The following is a 21,104-nucleotide window of genomic DNA, read 5'->3' as shown; positions in this document are numbered from 1 at the left end:
TGGATTTGGCGTGTGCATTCTGACAATTAAAATAATCAAAAGAGAAGAGGATATAAATGAATAATACCATTAATTTGCTTAATAATCATACATCCATTCGCTCTTATACAAATCAACCATTGACTGTGGAACAAAGGGATGCCATTTTTAAGGCAGCTAATCAAACTTCATCTTTTAGTCTATTACAGGTAGTTTCTATCATTAGAATTACTGATCCAGTTCTTCGAAAAAAGGTGATGCAACTATCTGTAAATCAGCCATATATTGAAGAAGCAGCAGAGTTTTGGATTTTCTGTGCTGATTTTAACCGAAATCATCAGATAGCTCCAAAGGTGGACCTTGATTATATTGAATACCTTTTAATAGGTTCTTTCGATGCTGGGCTAATGGCACAAAATGCTTTAACTGCAGCTGAATCAATGGGACTCGGTGGTGTATATATCGGTGGAGTAAGAAGTAATATTAATGAATTAACTGAGTTATTAAGCTTACCAGAGTATGTGGTTCCTTTAGTAGGGCTATGCATAGGCCATCCTGCTGAAGAGAAACCTGGACTAAAACCACGTTTACCTCAATCGATGGTAATGTTTAATAATCAGTACCAATCTCTAGATGAACAAAAATTAGCAGATTATGACCAACAGATGCGTGAATATTACCGAAATCGTACTGTTAGAGCGCCATTCACCGTTAAGAAAGTAAAGGGTTGGAAAGATCATATTGAGGATCATCTTGAAAGAAGCAAACAGCCATTCATGCTCAAGTATTTAAACAAACAAGGATTTGCAAAAAAATAGCTGTTATTAAAATGTTTCCCACAAAAATAATGTACTTTTGAAGACTACACTAAAACATCGGGGCATTGATCTAAAAATGATTAATGCCCTCTTTTATTTTAGTTTCATTTGGAAATAACCTGGCAGGATAATGGGAAAAAGGATAAATTCTTTATCATCTAAGGTTGAGTATTTTTAATAAGCTGTTTACCTAAAACTAATGTAGATGAACAGTGTTAACAGTAAAAGATTTAAAATATGCCAAAATAGTGATCAAAGTATTTTGATCACTATTTTTGGTTCCAAATTTTCTATGTCTTCTATTCAATCTAAAATTTAATACCAGAGCAATCATCAATATGGGTTTCCTAAATTATGAATTATATGTTTCTCTGTTTAGATTTACAATATCTTCATGAGATAATTCAGCTGATAACTTCTCTATAACCTTATCCCGTAGGAATGGGGCTTTTTCTTTATTTGCTTTTTTCAATGCTTTTGTTAGTTCTTCTTTTGTTAGTTCTGTGCAGTATGCAGGAGTTCCTGGTTGTTGTCTCCACGAATCACTTAAAGAGCCACTATCCACTGCATCAAAGCCTAGTTCGTTTACTACGTCCATGATTACTTGTTTATGTGATTGGTCATTACCGGCAATCGCCATGGCAATGCGACCACTAGCACCTTCGTGGGTTCCTTTATTTTCTAACGTATAAGCTAATTGGTTGGTGAAAGCTTTAATGACAGGTCTACCTAATTGATTTGAAACCCATACACTTTCAACCATCCCGTTCTCAATTTCTTCAATCTTATTGTCTCTAAAAGGATAATAATTTGAAGTGTCTACAACGATTACTTCCTCTCCAATTTTATCTACAATGTTACGAATGCTTGGCATTACATGAGAAGGGAGAGATATTATAAGAACATCAATATTTGTTATTACATCTTCTAAACTCACAGGTGTTCCAGCAAGCTCTTTTCCTTCTAAACGTTCAATTCCTCGTGCATCTGCAATTTTGACATCATGTCCAGTCTTAACTAATTTTTTAGAAATAATTGACCCGATAGTTCCTGCACCTATAATTCCAAATCTCATTATTGTTCCTCCTAAGAATGTGTATATCAAAGAATTATCTGCTTAAAGTTAACAATGATATTTTTATATGAATAAATAATAAATATTCTTTATCAATCCATCTCATTAAATAATAAAAACCTATTGAGTATTTTGTTACATATACTAGAATGCAACCAATTCTCATTTTTTTGAAGAAGGCAATAAAAATTGCCTTAGTACATTTTTTTGTACTTAACAATAGAATGCAGGGAGTGTCTAGAAAAGTAAGGATGGATGAATAATCTAACGGCAATTTTTTTGTATGAAAACACCATAGTAAAAAAGCCATGCTAAAATAAACCCTCCATATTCTCATTTTTTTTTGATGGGGGTAAATGTACTATTTCGTTATTTTAACTGGTTATGCAGTTTGTTGTTCAGATGGAGCGATTGTATAGCCTTTCTTTTTTAGGTATTCGATCATTTTTAATTCTTTGTTATTTTGTTTTTCTTCAAGGTAATTTGAGCCTAGTTCATGATAAGGTTCTCCTGTTTTTAAGATGTTGTAAGCAATCGTTACTAGTAAATGGGCAGAAGCGATTCGTCCCTTCATTTTTCCCTGTCGTTTGGTAATTCTTTTTCGATGTGAAGCAATTCGATTATTTTGCCTTGAAGTCGCTAATACACACTCTACGGCCATCGTTTTCAAAGCTTTGTTACCTTGTGTGGTTTTACTCGTTTTTTTTACCAGCACTTTCGTAATTTCCGGGACTTACACCAGCCCAAGAGGCAAGATGTTTAGCCGACTTAAATACGGACATATCAACCCCTATCTCTGCAATAAAAGTAGCTGCGGCAGCTTTGTTCACACCAGGTATACCATCCAATAATTCTACTTCTTTATGATATGGGGACAGGAGTTGATCAATTTGTTTTTCCAATTCTTCTATGGCTTTTTCTAAATAACTCATATGCTCCCAATGGTAACGCAACATATCACGATGATGACGGCGAATACGACCATTAATTGCATGGGCAATGTCAGTAATACTTGCTTTTGTTCGCCAATCCACCATTTTTCGAAGACCATCGGTCTCTATTTTTTCACCGTTTAGAATCGCTTCAAGGATTCGGCGTCCCGATACACCAAAAATGTCTGATAGAACGGAAGTTAGCTTGATATTAGCATCTTGAAGAATTTTGTGAATGCGATTCTGCTCTGAGGTGCGATGATGAATCAATTTTTTTCGATAACGAGTAAGATCTCGTAAATCACGAATGTCCTCCGGTGGAACAAAATTGCTTTCAATAAGTCCGCATCTTAGAAGCTTGGCAAGCCATTCGGCATCTTTCACATCAGTTTTACGCCCTGGAACATTTTTGACATGCCTGGCATTGGCCAGAACAAGGTGAAAAGATCCTTCGAGTATATTCCATATTGGTTTCCAGTAGACTCCGGTACTTTCCATCACCACATCGGATACCTGAAGGGTAGTTAACCAATCACTTAAAGCCAAGAGTCCTGTTGTTGTAGTCGAAAACGTTTCAATAGAGATTTTTGGCTTTTTATCTAATGGACCAAATAATACACAGGCTACTACTGTTTCTTGGTGTACATCTAGGCCAGCACACCGTTCAATCATTGCTTCCATAGGGGAATCACCTCAAAAAATGATTAACAATACATATGACAGGAGATTTGTTGCAAAAATTTTTGTATACGTACTAGCAGTACACTAACTGGTTCTTCCATACTGTCACAACCAGTTTCTTATACAGGGTATCTTCCTTAAGATCCACCAAAAAAAGCTCAGCCTGGTTGTATTGTTATCATCCATTATCGTCAAGGGGTTAATGGGTTAGACTCTATTTTTGAGTTTAGATTTTCGTAGTAGATGGTGGCGGCGAGGAGCGCCGCCATAGGAGTTTCTTATGCAGCTAAAGGATCAGGTTAGTAGAATAAGGTTTTTGGAACTTTTTAAAGTAATATCCTCTAAAAATAAGGGGGGGGGCGATAAAATGTGGTGTGTTTTTATTGGTATAACACTTCTTCTTTTGGTAATTGCAGGATGTCAATTAAATAATATTGAGGAAGTAGAACTTATTTATCGTTTAAAGTTATTCCCCCATGGCAAAAATGTTTTAAAAAAGAGGTGATTTATTATAGCTACTATTAAAGTTAATGATAATGGTTCATTACGTGTATCAGGGAATGTAGAGCTAGTCGATGGAGAAGGGAATAAAATTGAAACAAAAGAAGCCTTTTCCCTATGCAGATGTGGACTTTCCGATAATAAACCTTTTTGTGACGGATCCCACAAAAGTAATTTCGAAAGCGTAGTTAAGGCAGAATAAAGCTAGTGGGACAGAAGCTTTAGGGCACCCTTTTGGGAAATCGAACCCCAAAAAGCCGCCCGATTCATTTTTCTTTTACGAAAGAGTATGTTGTTGAACTATCGGGTGCGTTAGTTGAGAACCGGGGCTGCCATTTGGTGGCCTTTTTGCTTAATGAACTAAAGGGGCAGATTAGTTGAATAAAATTGAGCTATTACACCTCAAAAACTGGACTATTTTTCTTAAAATTAGGAAAGATAACTTCTGAGGTGAGTTTTATGAAAATGCTATATATATTGATTATTACCATTCCGATGTTGTTTTTTGGTTCAATTCATGGATACGCACAACCTAAAGAATGTCCTGTGTTAAGTGAATTAGAGAAAACATCGATTAAGGATAAAAAAGAGGTAATAGAAGCGTTAAATACTTTAATACCAAAAACTTATGGAACTGGATTAGATGATTTTCCTGACATGTATACTAAGTGGGATGTAGTAACTGCCAAACCTTTTCTCAAAACAGTTGGCAATAAAGATGATGAAGACTATTTTGGAATGGCAAAGACCTTTTGTGGCAAAGAAATTGCTGAAAAATCATGGCTTGTACGTTTAGATTTCCCCAAAGCACCTGGAGCTAACTTAGCCCAAGGTCAAATATTTTTAGCTAAAAGTAAGGAAAAAGGATGGTTTGTTTGGTTTCGATACCATTAAACTGCTATTCCTTCCTTAATGAACTAACGGGTGCGTTAGTTCATTAAGAAGTATGGAAAATGATCAAACAATTTTATAAAAGAATCATTCAACTGAATATATTAAGAGCGTGTTTTGATCAATCTCAAAACACGCTCTTTCTTTTCGTTTACCAAGATTTTTAAATATCAATTTGATCAAACTTATTTTAAATACAATCAAAAAATGGATAAGTTAGGTATAACCGAACTTACCAAGGAGAAACATGTCCTTTTCCACCCATCGGGTGATCCAACTCCGAGCATGGAAGACATTGAAGTCACAAAGAGATTGGCGGAAGCAGGGAAAATTATTGGGATTGAAGTTTTGGACCATTTGATTGTTTCCCATACGGGTAAATATGTTAGCTTAAAAGAAAAGGGGTATTTTTGAAAAAGGAATTGGACAAGCAGAGGGGGGCATGCCGCCCGACGAAAATTAGCGGCAGAAAGCCTGTTGGGTCATTTCAAGGGCATGGTTCGTTTCGCCGCTTCAACAAAAGAGGGCTGTATAAGGTAAACATCGAATTCGAACTGGCCACCACGGTCTACATTTTCTGAAACAGGTGCAGGTAAATACCCTGTTTCAGAACCAGCTAGGTAATAAAGGAAAAATCCGGAGACAAATGCAATTCCTTTTCGGTTTTTCTTCATTAAGTAAATTGTTAGGAAATCTTGAGTCAGGGGATGCAATTTTTGGATTAATCATTTTCAAAACATGCTCTTTCTATTTATTCATTTATAAAGGCTTCGTGTGTTAATTAACTGAATTAATACATTAACCTCAATCTTAAGAATTAGGTTAATGGCACTGAAAGGATGATAATGAACGTAGTAAGTATTGATGATATTAAATGTTTTACTTTAAGTAACTAGTTTGATAAACATATTACTTACTATGTATTAAAGTATGCACCTCGGTAGAATATATAATATTTACAAAGAAATATTGGTTAGTAGGAAATAACTCTTTAAGAAGATGTAGGCATTAGCAAAATGATGCTCACGTTGAAAAATTTAATAATAAATATTGGGTGGTGAAAGGCACCTTGTCTGGGAGACACATTCTCCAGATCAACTCCAACGTTCTCCTGATAACCTTTAAGGAAATCTACTCTAGATTAGAATTTTGAGTAGAGAGCTATATTTTGTTGATTAATTCCCCATTATGATACTGATTTTGACCTTTTTGGGGTGAGAATCATATCTATACTGAGAATTTAATGAAAATTATAGATTAATCTAGATTATTCTATAGAATATTGCTATCTCTTTATTTATTTTCTTTGCTTCCATAGGATGCACTATAGAGACCACAATAAGTGGTCTCTTTTATTTGTTCAAAAAAAACATTAATTGGTTAACTAAGCCTAACAAAAAAGATACGGCAGGCAGGAAATATAAAACTGGCGGTTATTTATTTAAGTACTCTGAATAATTATAGTGCTTATCTGGTTCAATTAGATTAAAATGAAGCAGGCTATCTTTACTAAACGAGAGAAAATAGGGGATTTATTATGATGAGAAAATGTATTTTAGCAGCAAGTGTTATCTCAATCGGATTGCTTGGAGCTTGCAGTCAAACAGAAAAAACAGAAAAAACAGAAGGTACAAAAGCAACGACTGTGGCAAAAGAAGAAACGGAAACTGTAGTTTCAAAAGAATGGAAAGATTTAACGGTGGCGAATGATATAATTGAAGGACCTCAATCAGCAAAAGAGTTTATTTCGATGTATGACGAATCTTTCAATGCAAATGTTGAAATCGCGTTTAATCAGCGAACTGAAGATGTCTTATCTACCATCGAATACTACTACTATGAAGAATCTATATCTCTAGATAACTCTCTACTAGATTTACCTATCGAAGTCGAAGGGGAGTCCATAGAAAAAGACTTCAAAAATATGGAGTCTCTATCGTACATTATTAAAGGAGAACAAGCCAAAGTTTTAGATGGGGTTACCTTACCAAAAAGTCATCCCTCGGAATATGATGAACAAAAGTATTGGAATCCACCGACTAAGAGAATGAAACAAGCTATCAAGTACATGAAAGGCTTGTTAAATGATCTTGATATTGCAATAAGCGAAGGTAAAGGAGAACTGACTGGATACTCATACCAAGCTGGTGGTAAGAAAACCGACGAACTTGAAGAATTTATCAAAGGTTCTAACCAAGATAGAATAGATGCTCGTGAAGCAGCTATCACTCCAGAGCTCAAAAAAGTGGTTAAAGATAATTACGAGTATTTTGACAAGATTCTCAATAGCGATTACTTCTACAAATCTAGAAATGCTGACGAAAACGACCCAATTTTTGACGAAGGTAAAGAGGATGTTTGGCTAACTGAAGAAATTAAATCAGAAGTGAAAAAAAGAGCTGATGAAATTGAAGCTTTAATCCCAACCAAAAGTAGTACTCTTGATCGAGATTTAGGAAATGTTGTTGGAGAAATGAGGACGGGATTTGAGTATGAAAATGGTGGAGATATTTACTTACCTCATAGAATCCTTTATGGCTTACATGCCGGTATGAATGGATATAGATATGTTGAACGAGACGAAAATGGAAGAAAAAGACTTGATCCGGAAGGGAATTGGACAGAAACTTTTACTGATGAAGAAGTAGGTTATTAAAAGAAGAAATCGTTCGGTAGTTCGAAATCTGTTCCAAAGCTGGCACATATTCTTGTATATACGATTTACATAAAAAGACTAGCCTACAATCCTTGTTATACAGGGAAGTAGGCTTTCATTATCTTTAATTTTTGCATATAACGAGGAACGTGGCATCCTTGTAGATCTCACTATGTCATTTACACTCATTCCGTTTTTTTCACGTTCGTGCAAAAGGGCACTTAAAAAAGGTTCAATTTACCGATTATAGTAACAAGAATATTACTTTGGTTTATTACTGTCCAAAAGTTTTAATTTCTGAATACTGCTTTTTGGTATTTAACAAAAATTAACCATTTATGATTGACCTTTGATATGTACCAGTTTAGATCAAGCTAAGGTTCTTCTGAATATCTATGAAACTATGAATATAAAATTGAGCCAAGATTAACAAAAATATATGACATTCTTAAGAAGAATTTATTTAAGGTTGATAAATTCGTATTGTGAGAAAAAGATATTCAACCTTTAACGAGACCTGCTAATGAGGAATGTTGATGAGTTCAACAGATAAATCGAGAGGGGAAATTAACGTTGAAAAAAATAATTATTACATTGTTGGCAACAAATCTTTTTACAAGTATCGCAGCAACACCTTCTAGTATTGTAAAGGCAGAAGAAACGTCATCTGTTGTAGCACCCGCTAAACAAGAATTGACTTATTCGCAAAAGAAAGAGCTTCTCACTAAGAAAGCAAATGAATATGATATTCCGCCAGAGATTTTAAAAGGCATTGCGACGACCGAATCCGAAATGAAACAGTTTGATATAAACGGTAACCCCAAAATAACCGGAGACGGCGGTATGGGCATCATGCAAATTACGGACTCTGTAAAGGAATTGGACAACATGTTACAGGAAAAAGTAGATGTGGAAAAAATAAAGTATGATACAGCTTACAATATTGAAATTGGGGCCAAGGTTTTAAATGCTAAATGGAATTACGGGCATATTCCGAGTATTAATGACGGAAACCGCCATATTTTAGAACATTGGTATTTTGCAATCATAGCTTACAATGGTTTATCTAAGCTAAATGATCCTAATCTCAGCAACGATACGTATCAAGATCGAGTTTGGACCAATATTCTAGATTATAGCAAAGCGGATATGAAGCAGCTTCCGCTTTTTACGGTAGAGTACAGCAATGCTAATAACCCGAATTTAATGGTTTTTCCAATGGACAACCGTCAATATAATTGGCCGAATTTAAACACACCGTCCACGCAAAGCTACCAGAAAGGTGACATAGTTTTTACGTATAATCAAGAAGAGGACTACTCAAATCTTCGAAATGGCACAGAAGGAGATATTAAAGCTGAGTTGCCACATTTTACGCCTCTTGAAATTGTTGATGGGCCGTATGAAAAATCCGGCTATTGGAACCAATATACTATGTATCAGGTGATAGGTAATGGAGTAAATGGATATATTGCGTCTTCCAATATTCGCAAAGCAAATATAACGGATATGCCGATTGTCAATACCGTCAACAATAAAGCCACCACCGTGACCGGTATAACGGAAAAGAACGCCACTGTGTCGGTTACAATTGAAAAGAAAATCTATATAGCTAAAGCTGATGCCTACGGAACTTATAAGGTAGCCATTCCCATTCAAAATGCCAATACCAGCCTCACGGTAACAGCAAAAGATGCGGATGGAAAGGTTAGTGCAGCCAGAGAAGTTACGGTAACGAGGGTTGCACCAAATAGTCCGATAGTCAATACGGTCAACAATAAAGCGACCACCGTAACCGGCAAAACGGAAAAGGGCGCGACAGTGACGGTTACAATTGGAACGAAAGTCTATACAGCTAAAGCTGATGCCTACGGAACCTATAAGGTAGCAATTCCCATTCAAAATGCCAGTACCAGCATCTCAGTAACAGCAAAAGATGCGGCTGGAAAGGTTAGTGCAGCCAGAAAAGTTACGGTAACGAGGGTTGCACCAAATAGTCCGATAGTCAATACGGTCAACAATAAAGCGACCACCGTAACCGGCAAAACGGAAAAGGGCGCGACAGTGACGGTTACAATTGGAACGAAAGTCTATACAGCTAAAGCTGATGCCTACGGAACCTATAAGGTAGCCATTCCTGTTCAAAATGCCAGTACCAGCATCTCAGTAACAGCAAAAGATGCAGCTGGAAAAGTTAGTGCAGCCAGAAAAGTTACGGTAACGAGGGTTGCACCAAATATTCCTATTGTCAATACGGTCAACAATAAAGCGACCACCGTAAACGGCAAAACGGAAAAGAGCGCGACAGTGACGGTTACAATTGGAACGAAAGCCTATACAGCTAAAGCTGATGCCTACGGAACCTATAAGGTAGCCATTCCCATTCAAAATGCCAGTACCAGCATTACAGTAACAGCAAAAGATGTAGCCGGAAAAGTTAGTGTAGCGAGAAAAATATCCGTAACAAAAGTTGCGCCTAACATGCCGACTGTTAATCCAGTTAAATACTACACAACTACAGTAACAGGGAAAACGGAGAAGTATGCAAAAGTAACAGTAAAAATTGGAACAAAAATCTATTCAGCCAAAGCTGATGCCTACGGAACCTATAAAGTAAATATTCCAAAGCAAAAAGTAGGTACTAAAATCTTTATAAATGCAACAGACTCAAAAGGTCGTGTGAGTGTCACAAAATCTATTACAGTGTCATAGAATTTTAAGAGCAGAGGTAGATTTATAGACTCTGCTTTTTTTAGTGTCAATGTAAGATTTCTCTTATCGTTTACTTGAATAACCTGTATTATATAAACTAAATATTTTTGAATAAAACAGAGCAAATCGTTTAGGGTTTGCTGTATTACTAAAGTACTTCCAGCAAAAAGCAAGATATCCCAAAAGTGGTGATAGAATATTTAGCAAAACAGCTTGATGTTTCCCCTGATTGATTTGATGAATATAGTTGCGGTGGAAAAGAAAAAACCTATACGCTGCATCACCAAAATATACGAAATCTTTTTAGTTTTCGAGAACTAATAGGAAAAGATAATGACAGTATATAAGAGTGGTTATAAAAACAAGTACGGTTTACACATGATACTGACTATTTTAAAAATCAAGGATTTGGCTAAAACGCAAGTTTTCGAATCGGTGCAGCGGTGTGGGTGAAAATTACGTGAAATGGAGTAACGCAACATAAGGGGCTGTATGAATGAATGAAAAAAAAGTGATCATACTTTTGATTATGGTTTGGCTTCTTACTTCGGGTTTCGCGGTTGCAGAAGCATCCTCCTCCAAAAATAGATATGATGAAATCTATGAAAAATATAGTAGCATTGCAGACTCTTTTTCCAGCGAATCGATTCCATTCACAGATGAAGAAATAGAGTACCTTGATGAAGTCAGGAAAAAAGGGTTGAAAGTTCCTATTAATCTTGATTTCATGGGGGGATTTTATGAATTTCGAAATAATGGAAATAAATATGGGGTAAATAAACTCTTCTACTCCGGCCTGGAAAATGTGTTAGGGGTAAAGCTATCTTATGTTGCAGTGAGCAGTTCAGAGGATGTCTTCAACAAAATATCGAATGGCTCTTTGGATTTGTCACCAATAATCCAAAGCCGTACAGTAGATTATCCTGATATCCTACTTAGTGAACCCATTAGCATCAATATGAATTTCATATTTTATTCGAATGATAAAAAAATAACGTATGATACAACTGGATACACACTTGCAGGGAAAAAAATCGGTATTCTAAACATGACAGACGAAAACAGTCAACCACTGAATCATTTTAGTGACATAAAATATTATCCATACAAAGATATTTCTGTTGCTTATGATGCATTGAAGAGTAATAAGATTGATTTTATTTACTCAAATGTTGAGAATTACAGAAGTTTTATTAATCGCGGTCTCTTAGCGCTTCCGGTTCCTGATTCTCGGAACGATGAAACCTACCGTGTATTTACTAGCAGCTCCAATCCTCTATTATTATCGATACTGAACAAAGCGATTTCCGGTGCAATAGGCCCAATCGTTACAGAATATGAGAAAGAAACGCGGAAAGCATATTTGTATAATCACTTCTTTATGACGGAAAAGGAAAAGGATTTTATACGTTCAATTGGAGAAGTGCGTGTTATGGTGGATGACAACTTTGCTCCCCTATCCTTTTATGATGAAGCCAAAGGTAAATATTCAGGAGCTAGCGTCGATCTTTTTGAAAACATTGCAGACATCATTGGGTTAAACTATAGCTTCATACGCGATGAAAACCTCAGTTGGTCCGATAAGGTTAATAAAGTGAAAAAGAAGGAAATTGACCTCCTGTTTCCAATTAGCATTACACCAACCAGACAAAAATTCGGTCTCTTTTCACAACCTTATGTTGCCACATATTATTCTGTGATTGCTAAAGCAGACAGCTCAAAAAAGATAAAATACGTGCAAGAACTTCTTCATAAAAAAGTAGGCATAGTGAAGGGAACATCCATAACAGATTTCATTGAGACAATCATCCCTAAAGAACAAATCACATATTTTGATAGTGATAGTAAAATGTATCGCGGACTAAAAAATGGGGACATAGACTATATCATTCAAAATGAAAATGTCTTTTTGGAAGATTTTTATGAAAATGAGCTTTTTGATTTGACTTCTGTTTATCGCATTATAGAGTCACCTAAATATTATTGCTATTTTTTTAAACAGACCCGTGAGATGGATACCTTAATAAGCATAATGAATCGGGCTATGAATTATTTTGATACCAATGAAATGGTAGATAAGTATAAAGTTGGTGAGAGTGATCTTAGGAACAGGTATATCACGCAAAAGAGACATCGGAATCTAATCACTTTCATCTTGCTGATTGTATTGATCGTTTTATCGCTATTTGTATTTGGGTTTATTCGAACCAAAAAGTTTTCGAAAAAGCTCGAAAAGGAAGTAGCGATAAACGAAATGGCCTATTTGCAATCGCAAATAAAACCTCACTTTTTATATAATGCGCTAAGCGCGATCATGGCCTTTTGCTATACCGATTCGGAAAAAGCGGGAGAATTATTGAACAGTCTCAGCAAATACCTAAGAATCGTATTTAATACCGAAAACCGTGAAGAGCTGGTGACGCTGCAACGTGAAATTGAGCTGGTGAAATCCTATGTTGATATTGAGCAAGCCAGATATGGAGAACGACTTCAAACCATTTTCGAAATAGATGAAACTTGTTTAAAGCAAAAGATCATGCCATTGATAATACAGCCTTTAGTAGAGAATGCAATCCGGCATGGGGTTGTGAAAAAGACGCAGGGGGGCACGGTAAAGCTTTCCGTCCAGCCAAAAGGCGAATTGATGAAAGTCACTGTTACAGACGATGGCGTAGGGATGTCGGAACAAAAAATCAAAGAAATTTTGTCTCGAAAGGAAACCGTTTTTGGAGTAGGCCTTGCCAACATCAATCAAAGGATGGGATATTTTGTAGACAAGAAACTGACCATAGAAAGCAGAGAAGAGCATGGTACGATTATCACCTTATATTTACCGCTCAAGGAAAACACCTGATTAAATAACTGAGGAGGAAATTTACCTTGCCCAAGCTGATTGCGATAACCATAGATGACGAGCAACCAAACCATATTCTACTAAAACGAGTCATTGATCAAAATGGCCAATTAGAAGTGGTCAAGCAATTTACCCATCCTGAAACGGCACTTGAAAAAATTCGTGAGATTAAACCCGATGTTGCTTTTGTAGACATTGAAATGCCAGACATGAATGGATTGGAATTGGCAGAAAAGATTTTGGCGATTCATGGGCAAACGCATATAATTTTTGTCACAGCATACAGCCAGTATGCGATAGAAGCTTTTAAAGTTAATGCCTTGGATTATATTTTGAAGCCTGTTGATGCGCATGAAATGAATCGAGTGGTTCGTAAAATCATGAACCGCACGAGCCAGCAGGGGCTTGAATCAGCAAATGAGGCTCAAGAAATCATGCATAAGGGAAGAATTCTTTGTATTGGGGATTTTGAAGTCTACGGGAAACATTCATATCAAAAGGTACACTGGATGACAGCAAAGGTAGAGGAGCTCTTGGCTTATCTTGTAATTCACCTTGGTAAACCCGTAGACAAATGGAAGCTCTGTGATTTGCTTTGGCCCAACCTAGACCCTAATAGGGCGACAACCAATCTCCATACCTCCATTTACCGCTTAAAGAAAACAATTGCGAATGAGCAGGTGCCACTACAGATTAAAAGCAATAGTAACGGCTACTGGGTGGAGCTAGAGGAATGTCTCTTGGATTATCAGGAATTTGTAAGATTATCCACGGATTTGTTAAGGAGCAACCAACAGCCTGACAGTGAAAAAGAAGTGTCGTTGCTTATGAAAGCTGAAACATACTACCGTGGAGAGCTTTTTGAAAATAAAGCTTATATCTGGAGTTCTGCCCACAGTGAAAGCATCAACCAAATGTATATTCGACTGGCATATCGGCTGATCGATTATTTTGATAAGAACCAATCCATTGAACAAGAATTGGAATACCTGAATAAGCTATTGCGCTTTTTCCCCTATGAGGAAAAGGCTTGTATCCTGGCTATGGACATCTACGAAAAACGTAAAGACAAGCCAGCCCTCATCAGACAATATCAGCAGCATAGCCAATATCTTATGAAAGAAATGGGCTGCACACCCTCTTTAAAAGTTGAAAAGCACTATAAGAAATTAATAAAAATACTTTAAAGGACCAAAAGCGATTTGAAAAGGACTGTTTCCGATTCAAGTTGCTTTTTTCTATGTTCATTTATTTGTTTTCATAATCGTTTCTGTCAGAAATATGTCAGAATGACATTTTAACATGTTGTTAAGGCAATTAACAAAGTGATCGAGCTTAAGTGGCCAAACAGTAAAGCTTAAACTAAAAGCACATTGCCTTAAAAAATAACTGAAAATAAGGAAAATTAGAAAAGGAGGAAATTCACTATTTAAATAAAATTTTTTAATTATAGAATGATGAATTTGCATTTAATACATTAAGGGAGAGAATTAAATGACATCAGAAGCAAATCAAGCAAATGAATTAAAAAGGAGTATGAAGGCAAGACATCTATTTATGATTTCTTTGGGTGGATGTATTGGGACTGGCTTTTTCCTTGGTTCCGGTTATACAATCCAACAAGCAGGGCCAACTGGAGCAATCCTCTCTTACATCGTTGGGGGGGTTATCATGTATTTAACGATGCTTTGTCTTGGTGAATTATCCGTTGCTATGCCTGTTTCCGGTTCTTTCCAGACGTACACGACGAAATTTATCGGTCCTGGTACAGGCTTTGCTATTGGATGGCTTTACTGGTTGGGATGGGCAGTAACAGTTGCTCTTGAATTTCTCTCAGCTGGTCAACTAATGCAAAGGTGGTTTCCAGAATCACCAGTTTGGATGTGGTGTGCAATCTTTGGTACATTGATCTTTCTGCTTAATGCATTATCTGCAAAAGCATTTGGTGAGACAGAGTTTTTATTTTCGACCATTAAAATATTAGCTATTTTAATGTTTATCGCAGTTGGTGGTGCTGCAATGTTTGGTTTTATTGATATAGAAAGTGGAAAAGATGCACCATTTTTATCTAATTTTTACGCTGAGGGTCTTCTTCCTAATGGGTTAACAGCACTACTAATTACAATGATTGCTGTAAATTTTTCATTCCAGGGAACAGAATTAATTGGTATCGCAGCTGGAGAAAGTGAAAACCCAGAAGAAACGATTCCTAAGTCTATTAAGCAAACCGTATGGAGAACTTTTTTCTTCTTCGTTTTGTCAGTATTTCTCCTTGCGGGCATGATTCCAATGGAGGAAGCAGGAGTTGTTGAAAGTCCATTCGTTGTTGTTCTAGATAGTATCGGGGTTCCATATTCTGCTGATATTATGAACTTTATCATTCTTACAGCTCTTTTATCAGTTGCCAACTCTGGCCTATATGCTGCGACACGCATGCTTTACTCACTATCTAGGGAAGGCATGGCAAGTCCAAAGCTTGGTAAAGTAAATCATAGAGGAGTTCCATTTAACGCTCTAGTTATCACACTTGCGATTACGTGTTTATCTTTACTTTCTGGTTTCTTTGCTGCAGAAACAGTATTCGTTTGGCTGCTCTCCCTTGCAGGATTAGGAGCACAAATCGGCTGGATTGCCATAACTGCATCACAGCTAGCATTTAGAAGAAAGTACATCCGAGAAGGCGGAAAAGTAGAGGATTTAAAATTTAAAACACCACTCTATCCGATCCTTCCACTCATCGCCTTACTAACGAATTGCATCGTCATGTTCAGTCTGGCATTTGATCCTGAACAACGACTGGCACTATATTTCGGTGGAGGTTTCTTCATAGGATGTTATGTCTATTATCACTTCGTAGTAAAGAAGAATCAGCAACTTCATTCAACTAAACAAGAAGTGCATTTACAATCGAATAAAAAAATGATGATTTGATTACTAAAAAACTTATAAAAAAGTTATAGGGTGGATTTTAACCACCTAGATTGTGTGACTGCGGGCTCACAGAAAAGTTAATTGAATAATTTTCTTAATTTTATGAACTTTATTTTAAAATTTTCTTCTTATTGCAATTTCTGCTATAAGAAGAAAAGAAACAAGGGGGATAAAGAGAATGAAAAGACACTTTTCGGTCTTACTGGCCAGTACCGTTATTCTTAGTACAACAGTTGGTTATGTGTTCGGCTCTTCCAAGCAGAGTTCAATGCAAGTACAGGCCGCACCGACACAGCAAGAAAAAGCACCGAACGTCGAAGGTTCTACAGGAGACGGACTCAACAACATGCTGACTACGGCTGTTGCGTGGAAGCAGACCGCCGCAGAGTACAAGGCGCTATATCACCAATCCTTTAATATGGCCCGAATGCAAGTTGACCTTGCCCTTGCCAACCACAAGCCAGACGATAAACAATTAGCGGTTATCACGGATTTGGATGATACGATACTTAGCCCAGTCAACTATTGGGGATACCTTATTAACAATAATAAGGACTTCTTCGAAGATGGGATCTGGGACAAGTGGATTCCAACGTATAACATGGTCCCCACTCCGGGGTCACTGGAGTTCTTTAATTACTGTAAGGAAAAAGGGGTGGAGGTTTTCTATGTCTCGAGCCGTGATCAGGGACCTAAAACCTACAAATATGCAAAGACACAACTTAAGAAACTTAAATTTCCGTATGTCGATGATAATCACCTGACAATTCTCAGAGACACATCAAACAAGGAGACCCGCCAAAACGAGATCGTTCAAAATTATAATGTTATCTCCTATCTAGGTGATAACTTGAACGACTTCCGCCGAGTTTATTACGTGACGGACGTTGACGAGCGTGCCAAACTGATGGAACAGGATAAGGATCTCTATGGAAGCAAGTTTATCCTCATGCCAAATCCAACTGACGGACATTGGGTACGCGCCATCTTCGGAGAATCAGAGCCTCCAGCGACCGATGAAAACCGGGCAATATGGAAAGAGGCTGCTACTCGTTCCGCCTGGAAACAAAAGTAAAAGAAACATATCCGACAAAGCACTACGTCGTCGAATTCGACAAGGATTAAATAAAGGGGGACCGATGAATGCTCTAGCTAGAGCATCATCAAATTATGGATGCTTCATTATACGAACAACTACAACTCTTTGCACAGGAATTAAAATATCATTTATCCATTAAAATCCTTCATAACTCGCAAAATTTGTACAAGCTGTTACCATCAACTACACAATTTAAAGTAAAAGATAATTTTATTAAGCAAATAGAGAAACGTTACAATCATCATTCGACCAACTGAAATTACATAAGGAGAGGAATGAATCGGTACTTGAATATTCTAGAAACTATTATTGTAGGAGAGTTAGAGTAAATAAAAACGCCAGTCAGGCTATTCAACCAACGGGTGTGATTGTTGAACAACATAGGTAGAAAATGATCAAACTTTTTTATAAAAATCAAACTTAAATCTGCAGGAGAAGAATCCATTTTGATCAATCTTTTTTCAAAATGGATTCTTTTTTTATGGGTTTACGAGGTATCTATGATCAAATTTCAAAGCTACAGTATTAGCTCAAAAACTGACAAGGGCAGCTAATCTTCATGTGAAGTTAGCTGGCTTTTTAAAAGTTGGATGTGCAGAATAACACTTAAAATATACGCAAATTATCGGTCAAAGTGACACAAAAGGCACATAATTGTACCTTTTAGTTCGAGCTTTTTTATTTTAGTGTAAAAAAATAAAAGAATCGGTCCAACTGGTGTAAGAGGAGTCTCCACAACGACCCAAACCAGAAAGGAACGATTCTCTTATGATTTTCTTTTAAAGAGTATACTATGGATAACCGTATTCGGTGCAAGAAATCCATCCAACTTGCGCACACCCATAAAACAGTAATAAAACAAGTACACATCATATAAATTTAGTTTACATAATACAGATTAGAGGAAATCAAAAAGCACATGAATTTCATAGGATTCGAGGGATTTTCCATGTAACTTGACCGTTGAGGACAAACTACAAAACAGTTAAACGAGATTTTTACCAATTTAGCGCATAGAAATTATTTGTAAATACTTTTATGCTTCTGAGGTAATGGAAATAGGATAAAATTTCAATTATTATTAACTGAAAATTCTTAATTCATATAAAAATAAGTGTATAATATTATAAAACAGTTAGCTAAGTTTGTGGGTTACTATTTCTTAATAAGGAGGCGATACTCTTAAACATGTATGGAAATTTAAAGTATTAGTAGGGTGCAGAAAAGGAGAAATTTATTAGTCTAGAGTATTTAATCAGCTACAGTCCCCACTGGGAATGCGGGTTTAGGGTATTGCGTTAATTAATTAAAACATATTTTAATTGAATACAACACGAAATGACTTGCTAAAGGGCTGAACAAATCCTGTTGAAAGCGTTTTAATTTTATAAAGTTGAACAAACCACATCGTTAAAAATATTCTTTATAAGATTTGATAAGCTCCCCCAACAAGTAACGCTACATAAAGTTGACCTTCCGAAACTAGTTCAGCAATAGGAGCGAATCCCAATAAAATAAACATTGAACGACTTGGTGGGATATATACAAAAAAATCACTATATATACATACTGGAGGTTTTAGGATGAAGAAGAAAAAAGCATTATCCGGCCTGATGGCTGTGAGTTTACTAACTGTAATTCCGTTGAGTTCTGGACATGCTGAGAAACCTCAATGGACAAATGTGAATACATATGAGGAACAGGACGGAAGCAAGTTTAATAGCGAAAACTATGACTTTGTGAAATTCTCACAAATTGGTTCCAAATTAAAAGAGATTGAAAAACTTTCAAACCGTGTGAAAGTTGAAGTCCGTGGAACATCAGCTGATGGAAACCCACTCTACGTTGTCACGATTGCTGACCCAACAACGCAAGGGAAGTTCGGAAAAGTGAAGGCACTTAGAAAGCAAATGTTTAAGAATCCAGGCAAAGCTCAAGAATGGGTTGCCAATAATCCTGACTTTAAAGTTCCAATTATGATTAATGGTTCTATTCATGGGACTGAATTTGTCGGAAGCGATGCAATCCTTCAATTAATTGAACGTTTTGCTACCCAAAATGATGCAACAACCAAAGACGTTTTAGAGAATAATATTCTTATTTTCAATGTCGTACAAAACCCCGATGGACGTATTGATGCCACCCGCTTTAATGGCGAAGGAATTGACATAAATCGTGACTTTATCACCCAATCGCAGCCAGAAACAAAAGAGATGGTTGAGCTCATTAAAGAATGGAACCCGATGGTGTTCCTTGATACTCATGGGTATGTGAAGAATTATCAGCCAAATCTGCAGGGGTTAATTGAGCCTTGTACGCCACCGCATAATCCTAATTACGAGTATGACTTATACGGAAAATGGGCCTATAAACAGGCAGAAGCGATGGAAGCGGAAATAATGAAGGATCGTGAGAACTATTCAGGATCCTTGTATCAAAACATGAAAGGTACATATATTCCGCTGCGCGATGACTCCGCTGGCTGGGATGATTACCCACCAATTTTCACACCAATGTATGCGATGTATCATGGTGCTTACGGTCATACATTAGAAGCTCCAACAAATGATTGGGATGGCGTACGATGGATGTATAATTCGATTATGGGGGCACTGAAATTTGCAACAGCTAACAAGCAATCCATGATTACGGATCAAATTGAAGTTTTTAAAAGAGGAATTAACTTTGACCATCCTTTTCATCAGGAAGGGTTATTTCCAAAAACCTACATACTTCCACTAGACCCTAAGGATCCGACTGTTACGAATAAGGCTGTAAATCATTTGATCAATAATGATATTGAAGTTGTTCAAGCCGTGAATGCATTTGAAGCGGATGGAGTGTCATATCCAAAAGGAACGTATCTCGTTGAGATGGATCAGGCGAAGGCAGGATTAGCAAACACGATGCTCTGGGATGGGGAAGACATCACGAACGATACCCCAGCAATGTACGACATTTCCGCATGGAGTTTACCGGAGCTTTGGGGATTCGAGGCAGTAGCCACACAAAATCCTATTAAAGTCAATGCAAAGAAAGTAAACCAGATTACAGGTCAAGGAACGGTTTCAGGAAAAGGACCGTTTCTGATTCCGAACAGCTCTGTCCAATCGGTAAATTTAGTAAATGCATTGCTTAAGCAAGGAATACCTATAGTACGTGATGCACAAGGCAACTTCTTTGCAAAAGCAGTAGCTAATCAGGTATCAGCAGCGGTGAAAGAATCTGGGTTACAGATTGGAACTGCTGAGGCACCAGTAGATGCAGTGGCTATTACGTCTTTAAAAGTGGCTATATTAAACGATGGAGGTATAGGTAAACAGAAATCACACGCAGGAACAAAGTTGGCTTTGAAAAGACTAGGTTTTGATGTGACAGAAGTTACGCCAGTGGAAGTAGCTAAAAATACCCTTAATGGTTTTGATGTTTTTGTCTATAGTGGAACGGAAAGTCTCATTTCTACCAACCTGTCCGAAGCTAATAAAGAATTTGGATTACAGAACCCCGGTCAACTTAATACGTTTAAAGACAATGTGACAAGCTTCTTAAATGAAGGTGGCAAGTATATAGCTGTAGGTGCTGGTGCTTCTAGAGCAACTAAGACACTTGGTCTTACAGACGACATCATTAATGTAGGAGATTCCAACAGTAATGGTATCGTAAAAGTTGATTATGAGGGAACGGGTTTAACAGCAGGATATGGAGAGGATGATATCGGCTTTGTCTATCGTCCAACATGGTTCACGGGTACGAATAATGATGAAGTCGTCGCGACCCTTGCAGATTCAGATAATTTCTTCGTAGCTGGCCACTGGAAAAATAACATAACCGCCAAGGGCCAAGCCATAATCGTAAAAGAACAGAATAAAGATGTAACTCTTATTGGTTTAGAAGCCGGATTCCGCGACCACCCGGATTACTTGTTCCGTCTTCTATCAAATGCAATTTTCGAAAAATAATAGTAGAAATAGCCAA

15 protein-coding genes and 1 pseudogene are annotated in these 21,104 nt (G+C 36.9%); 12 read left to right on the top strand and 4 right to left on the bottom strand.

Annotation, left to right across the window (positions count from 1 at the left end):
- Window positions 1-56: 56 nt before the first annotated feature.
- Window positions 57-797: an oxygen-insensitive NADPH nitroreductase gene (gene nfsA, locus QNH43_RS14190; RefSeq protein WP_283914618.1), complete on the top strand. Its 741-nt coding sequence runs from the start codon at window positions 57-59 to the stop codon at window positions 795-797.
- Window positions 798-1,149: 352 nt separating this feature from the next.
- Here nfsA and QNH43_RS14185 read toward each other — a convergent pair whose 3' ends face one another.
- The 3 genes from QNH43_RS14185 to QNH43_RS14175 form a co-directional block, all read right to left on the bottom strand.
- The gene (locus QNH43_RS14185; RefSeq protein ID WP_283914617.1) at window positions 1,150-1,872 is read right to left on the bottom strand and encodes an NADPH-dependent F420 reductase; all 723 of its coding nucleotides are present in this window, start codon (window positions 1,870-1,872) and stop codon (window positions 1,150-1,152) included.
- Between the two features lie 382 nt (window positions 1,873-2,254).
- Complete coding sequence (locus tag QNH43_RS14180; protein ID WP_283914616.1) at window positions 2,255-2,587, bottom strand: hypothetical protein; 333 nt, start codon at window positions 2,585-2,587, stop codon at window positions 2,255-2,257.
- Window positions 2,565-3,485 (bottom strand): IS110 family RNA-guided transposase, encoded by a 921-nt coding sequence (locus QNH43_RS14175; protein ID WP_283914615.1) that lies wholly within the window; start codon window positions 3,483-3,485, stop codon window positions 2,565-2,567. Before QNH43_RS14175 ends, QNH43_RS14180 begins: the two co-directional genes overlap by 23 nt.
- Window positions 3,486-3,765: 280 nt before the next feature.
- Here QNH43_RS14175 and QNH43_RS14170 point away from each other — a divergent pair, with 280 nt between their 5' ends.
- The 4 genes and pseudogenes from QNH43_RS14170 to QNH43_RS14155 all read left to right on the top strand — a co-directional run.
- Window positions 3,766-3,990 carry a hypothetical protein gene (locus tag QNH43_RS14170; protein ID WP_283914614.1) on the top strand — a complete coding sequence of 75 codons (225 nt, stop codon included), beginning with the start codon at window positions 3,766-3,768 and terminating at the stop codon, window positions 3,988-3,990.
- A 3-nt stretch (window positions 3,991-3,993) separates the two neighbouring features.
- Window positions 3,994-4,188, top strand: coding sequence for a CDGSH iron-sulfur domain-containing protein (locus QNH43_RS14165; RefSeq protein ID WP_283918368.1), 195 nt, complete (start codon window positions 3,994-3,996; stop codon window positions 4,186-4,188).
- A gap of 257 nt (window positions 4,189-4,445) precedes the next feature.
- The gene (locus tag QNH43_RS14160; RefSeq protein WP_283914613.1) at window positions 4,446-4,880 is read left to right on the top strand and encodes a hypothetical protein; all 435 of its coding nucleotides are present in this window, start codon (window positions 4,446-4,448) and stop codon (window positions 4,878-4,880) included.
- Between the two features lie 255 nt (window positions 4,881-5,135).
- A pseudogene (locus tag QNH43_RS14155) lies at window positions 5,136-5,291 on the top strand (JAB domain-containing protein); the annotation flags it as partial.
- A gap of 68 nt (window positions 5,292-5,359) precedes the next feature.
- On the opposite strand, the gene QNH43_RS14150 reads toward QNH43_RS14155, so the two are convergent.
- Entirely contained in the window at window positions 5,360-5,551 is a 192-nt protein-coding gene (locus QNH43_RS14150) for a hypothetical protein (protein ID WP_283914612.1), read from the bottom strand.
- 863 nt (window positions 5,552-6,414) lie between these two features.
- Here QNH43_RS14150 and QNH43_RS14145 point away from each other — a divergent pair.
- From QNH43_RS14145 to QNH43_RS14115, 7 genes are all read left to right on the top strand, one after another.
- Entirely contained in the window at window positions 6,415-7,533 is a 1,119-nt protein-coding gene (locus tag QNH43_RS14145) for a hypothetical protein (protein ID WP_283914611.1), read from the top strand.
- Window positions 7,534-8,106: 573 nt separating this feature from the next.
- On the top strand, window positions 8,107-10,245 hold the full coding sequence (locus tag QNH43_RS14140; protein ID WP_283914610.1) for an Ig-like domain-containing protein: 2,139 nt from the start codon (window positions 8,107-8,109) through the stop codon (window positions 10,243-10,245).
- A gap of 496 nt (window positions 10,246-10,741) precedes the next feature.
- Window positions 10,742-13,099: a histidine kinase gene (locus tag QNH43_RS14135; RefSeq protein ID WP_283914609.1), complete on the top strand. Its 2,358-nt coding sequence runs from the start codon at window positions 10,742-10,744 to the stop codon at window positions 13,097-13,099.
- Window positions 13,100-13,125: 26 nt separating this feature from the next.
- Window positions 13,126-14,286 carry a response regulator gene (locus QNH43_RS14130; protein ID WP_283914608.1) on the top strand — a complete coding sequence of 387 codons (1,161 nt, stop codon included), beginning with the start codon at window positions 13,126-13,128 and terminating at the stop codon, window positions 14,284-14,286.
- 307 nt (window positions 14,287-14,593) lie between these two features.
- Window positions 14,594-16,030, top strand: a complete 1,437-nt coding sequence (locus QNH43_RS14125; protein ID WP_283914607.1) for an amino acid permease — start codon at window positions 14,594-14,596, stop codon at window positions 16,028-16,030.
- Between the two features lie 178 nt (window positions 16,031-16,208).
- Window positions 16,209-17,105: a 5'-nucleotidase, lipoprotein e(P4) family gene (locus QNH43_RS14120; RefSeq protein WP_283914606.1), complete on the top strand. Its 897-nt coding sequence runs from the start codon at window positions 16,209-16,211 to the stop codon at window positions 17,103-17,105.
- Between the two features lie 1,607 nt (window positions 17,106-18,712).
- Window positions 18,713-21,088, top strand: a complete 2,376-nt coding sequence (locus QNH43_RS14115) for a M14 family zinc carboxypeptidase (RefSeq protein ID WP_283914605.1) — start codon at window positions 18,713-18,715, stop codon at window positions 21,086-21,088.
- Window positions 21,089-21,104: the final 16 nt, after the last annotated feature.

It is taken from the genome of Peribacillus simplex (assembly GCF_030123325.1).
Taxonomy (GTDB): Bacteria; Bacillota; Bacilli; order Bacillales; family DSM-1321; genus Peribacillus; species Peribacillus simplex_D.
Note: the sequence above shows the minus strand (reverse complement) of the source record. Positions and strands in the feature narration are given on the sequence as shown.

Coding starts and splice junctions, on each gene's coding strand:
- nfsA (WP_283914618.1), top strand. CDS start 57: ATGAATAATACCATTAATTTGCTTAATAATCATACATCCATTCGCTCT.
- QNH43_RS14185 (WP_283914617.1), bottom strand. CDS start 1,872: ATGAGATTTGGAATTATAGGTGCAGGAACTATCGGGTCAATTATTTCT.
- QNH43_RS14175 (WP_283914615.1), bottom strand. CDS start 3,485: ATGGAAGCAATGATTGAACGGTGTGCTGGCCTAGATGTACACCAAGAA.
- QNH43_RS14170 (WP_283914614.1), top strand. CDS start 3,766: ATGCAGCTAAAGGATCAGGTTAGTAGAATAAGGTTTTTGGAACTTTTT.
- QNH43_RS14160 (WP_283914613.1), top strand. CDS start 4,446: ATGAAAATGCTATATATATTGATTATTACCATTCCGATGTTGTTTTTT.
- QNH43_RS14150 (WP_283914612.1), bottom strand. CDS start 5,551: ATGAAGAAAAACCGAAAAGGAATTGCATTTGTCTCCGGATTTTTCCTT.
- QNH43_RS14145 (WP_283914611.1), top strand. CDS start 6,415: ATGATGAGAAAATGTATTTTAGCAGCAAGTGTTATCTCAATCGGATTG.
- QNH43_RS14135 (WP_283914609.1), top strand. CDS start 10,742: ATGAATGAAAAAAAAGTGATCATACTTTTGATTATGGTTTGGCTTCTT.
- QNH43_RS14125 (WP_283914607.1), top strand. CDS start 14,594: ATGACATCAGAAGCAAATCAAGCAAATGAATTAAAAAGGAGTATGAAG.
- QNH43_RS14120 (WP_283914606.1), top strand. CDS start 16,209: ATGAAAAGACACTTTTCGGTCTTACTGGCCAGTACCGTTATTCTTAGT.
- QNH43_RS14115 (WP_283914605.1), top strand. CDS start 18,713: ATGAAGAAGAAAAAAGCATTATCCGGCCTGATGGCTGTGAGTTTACTA.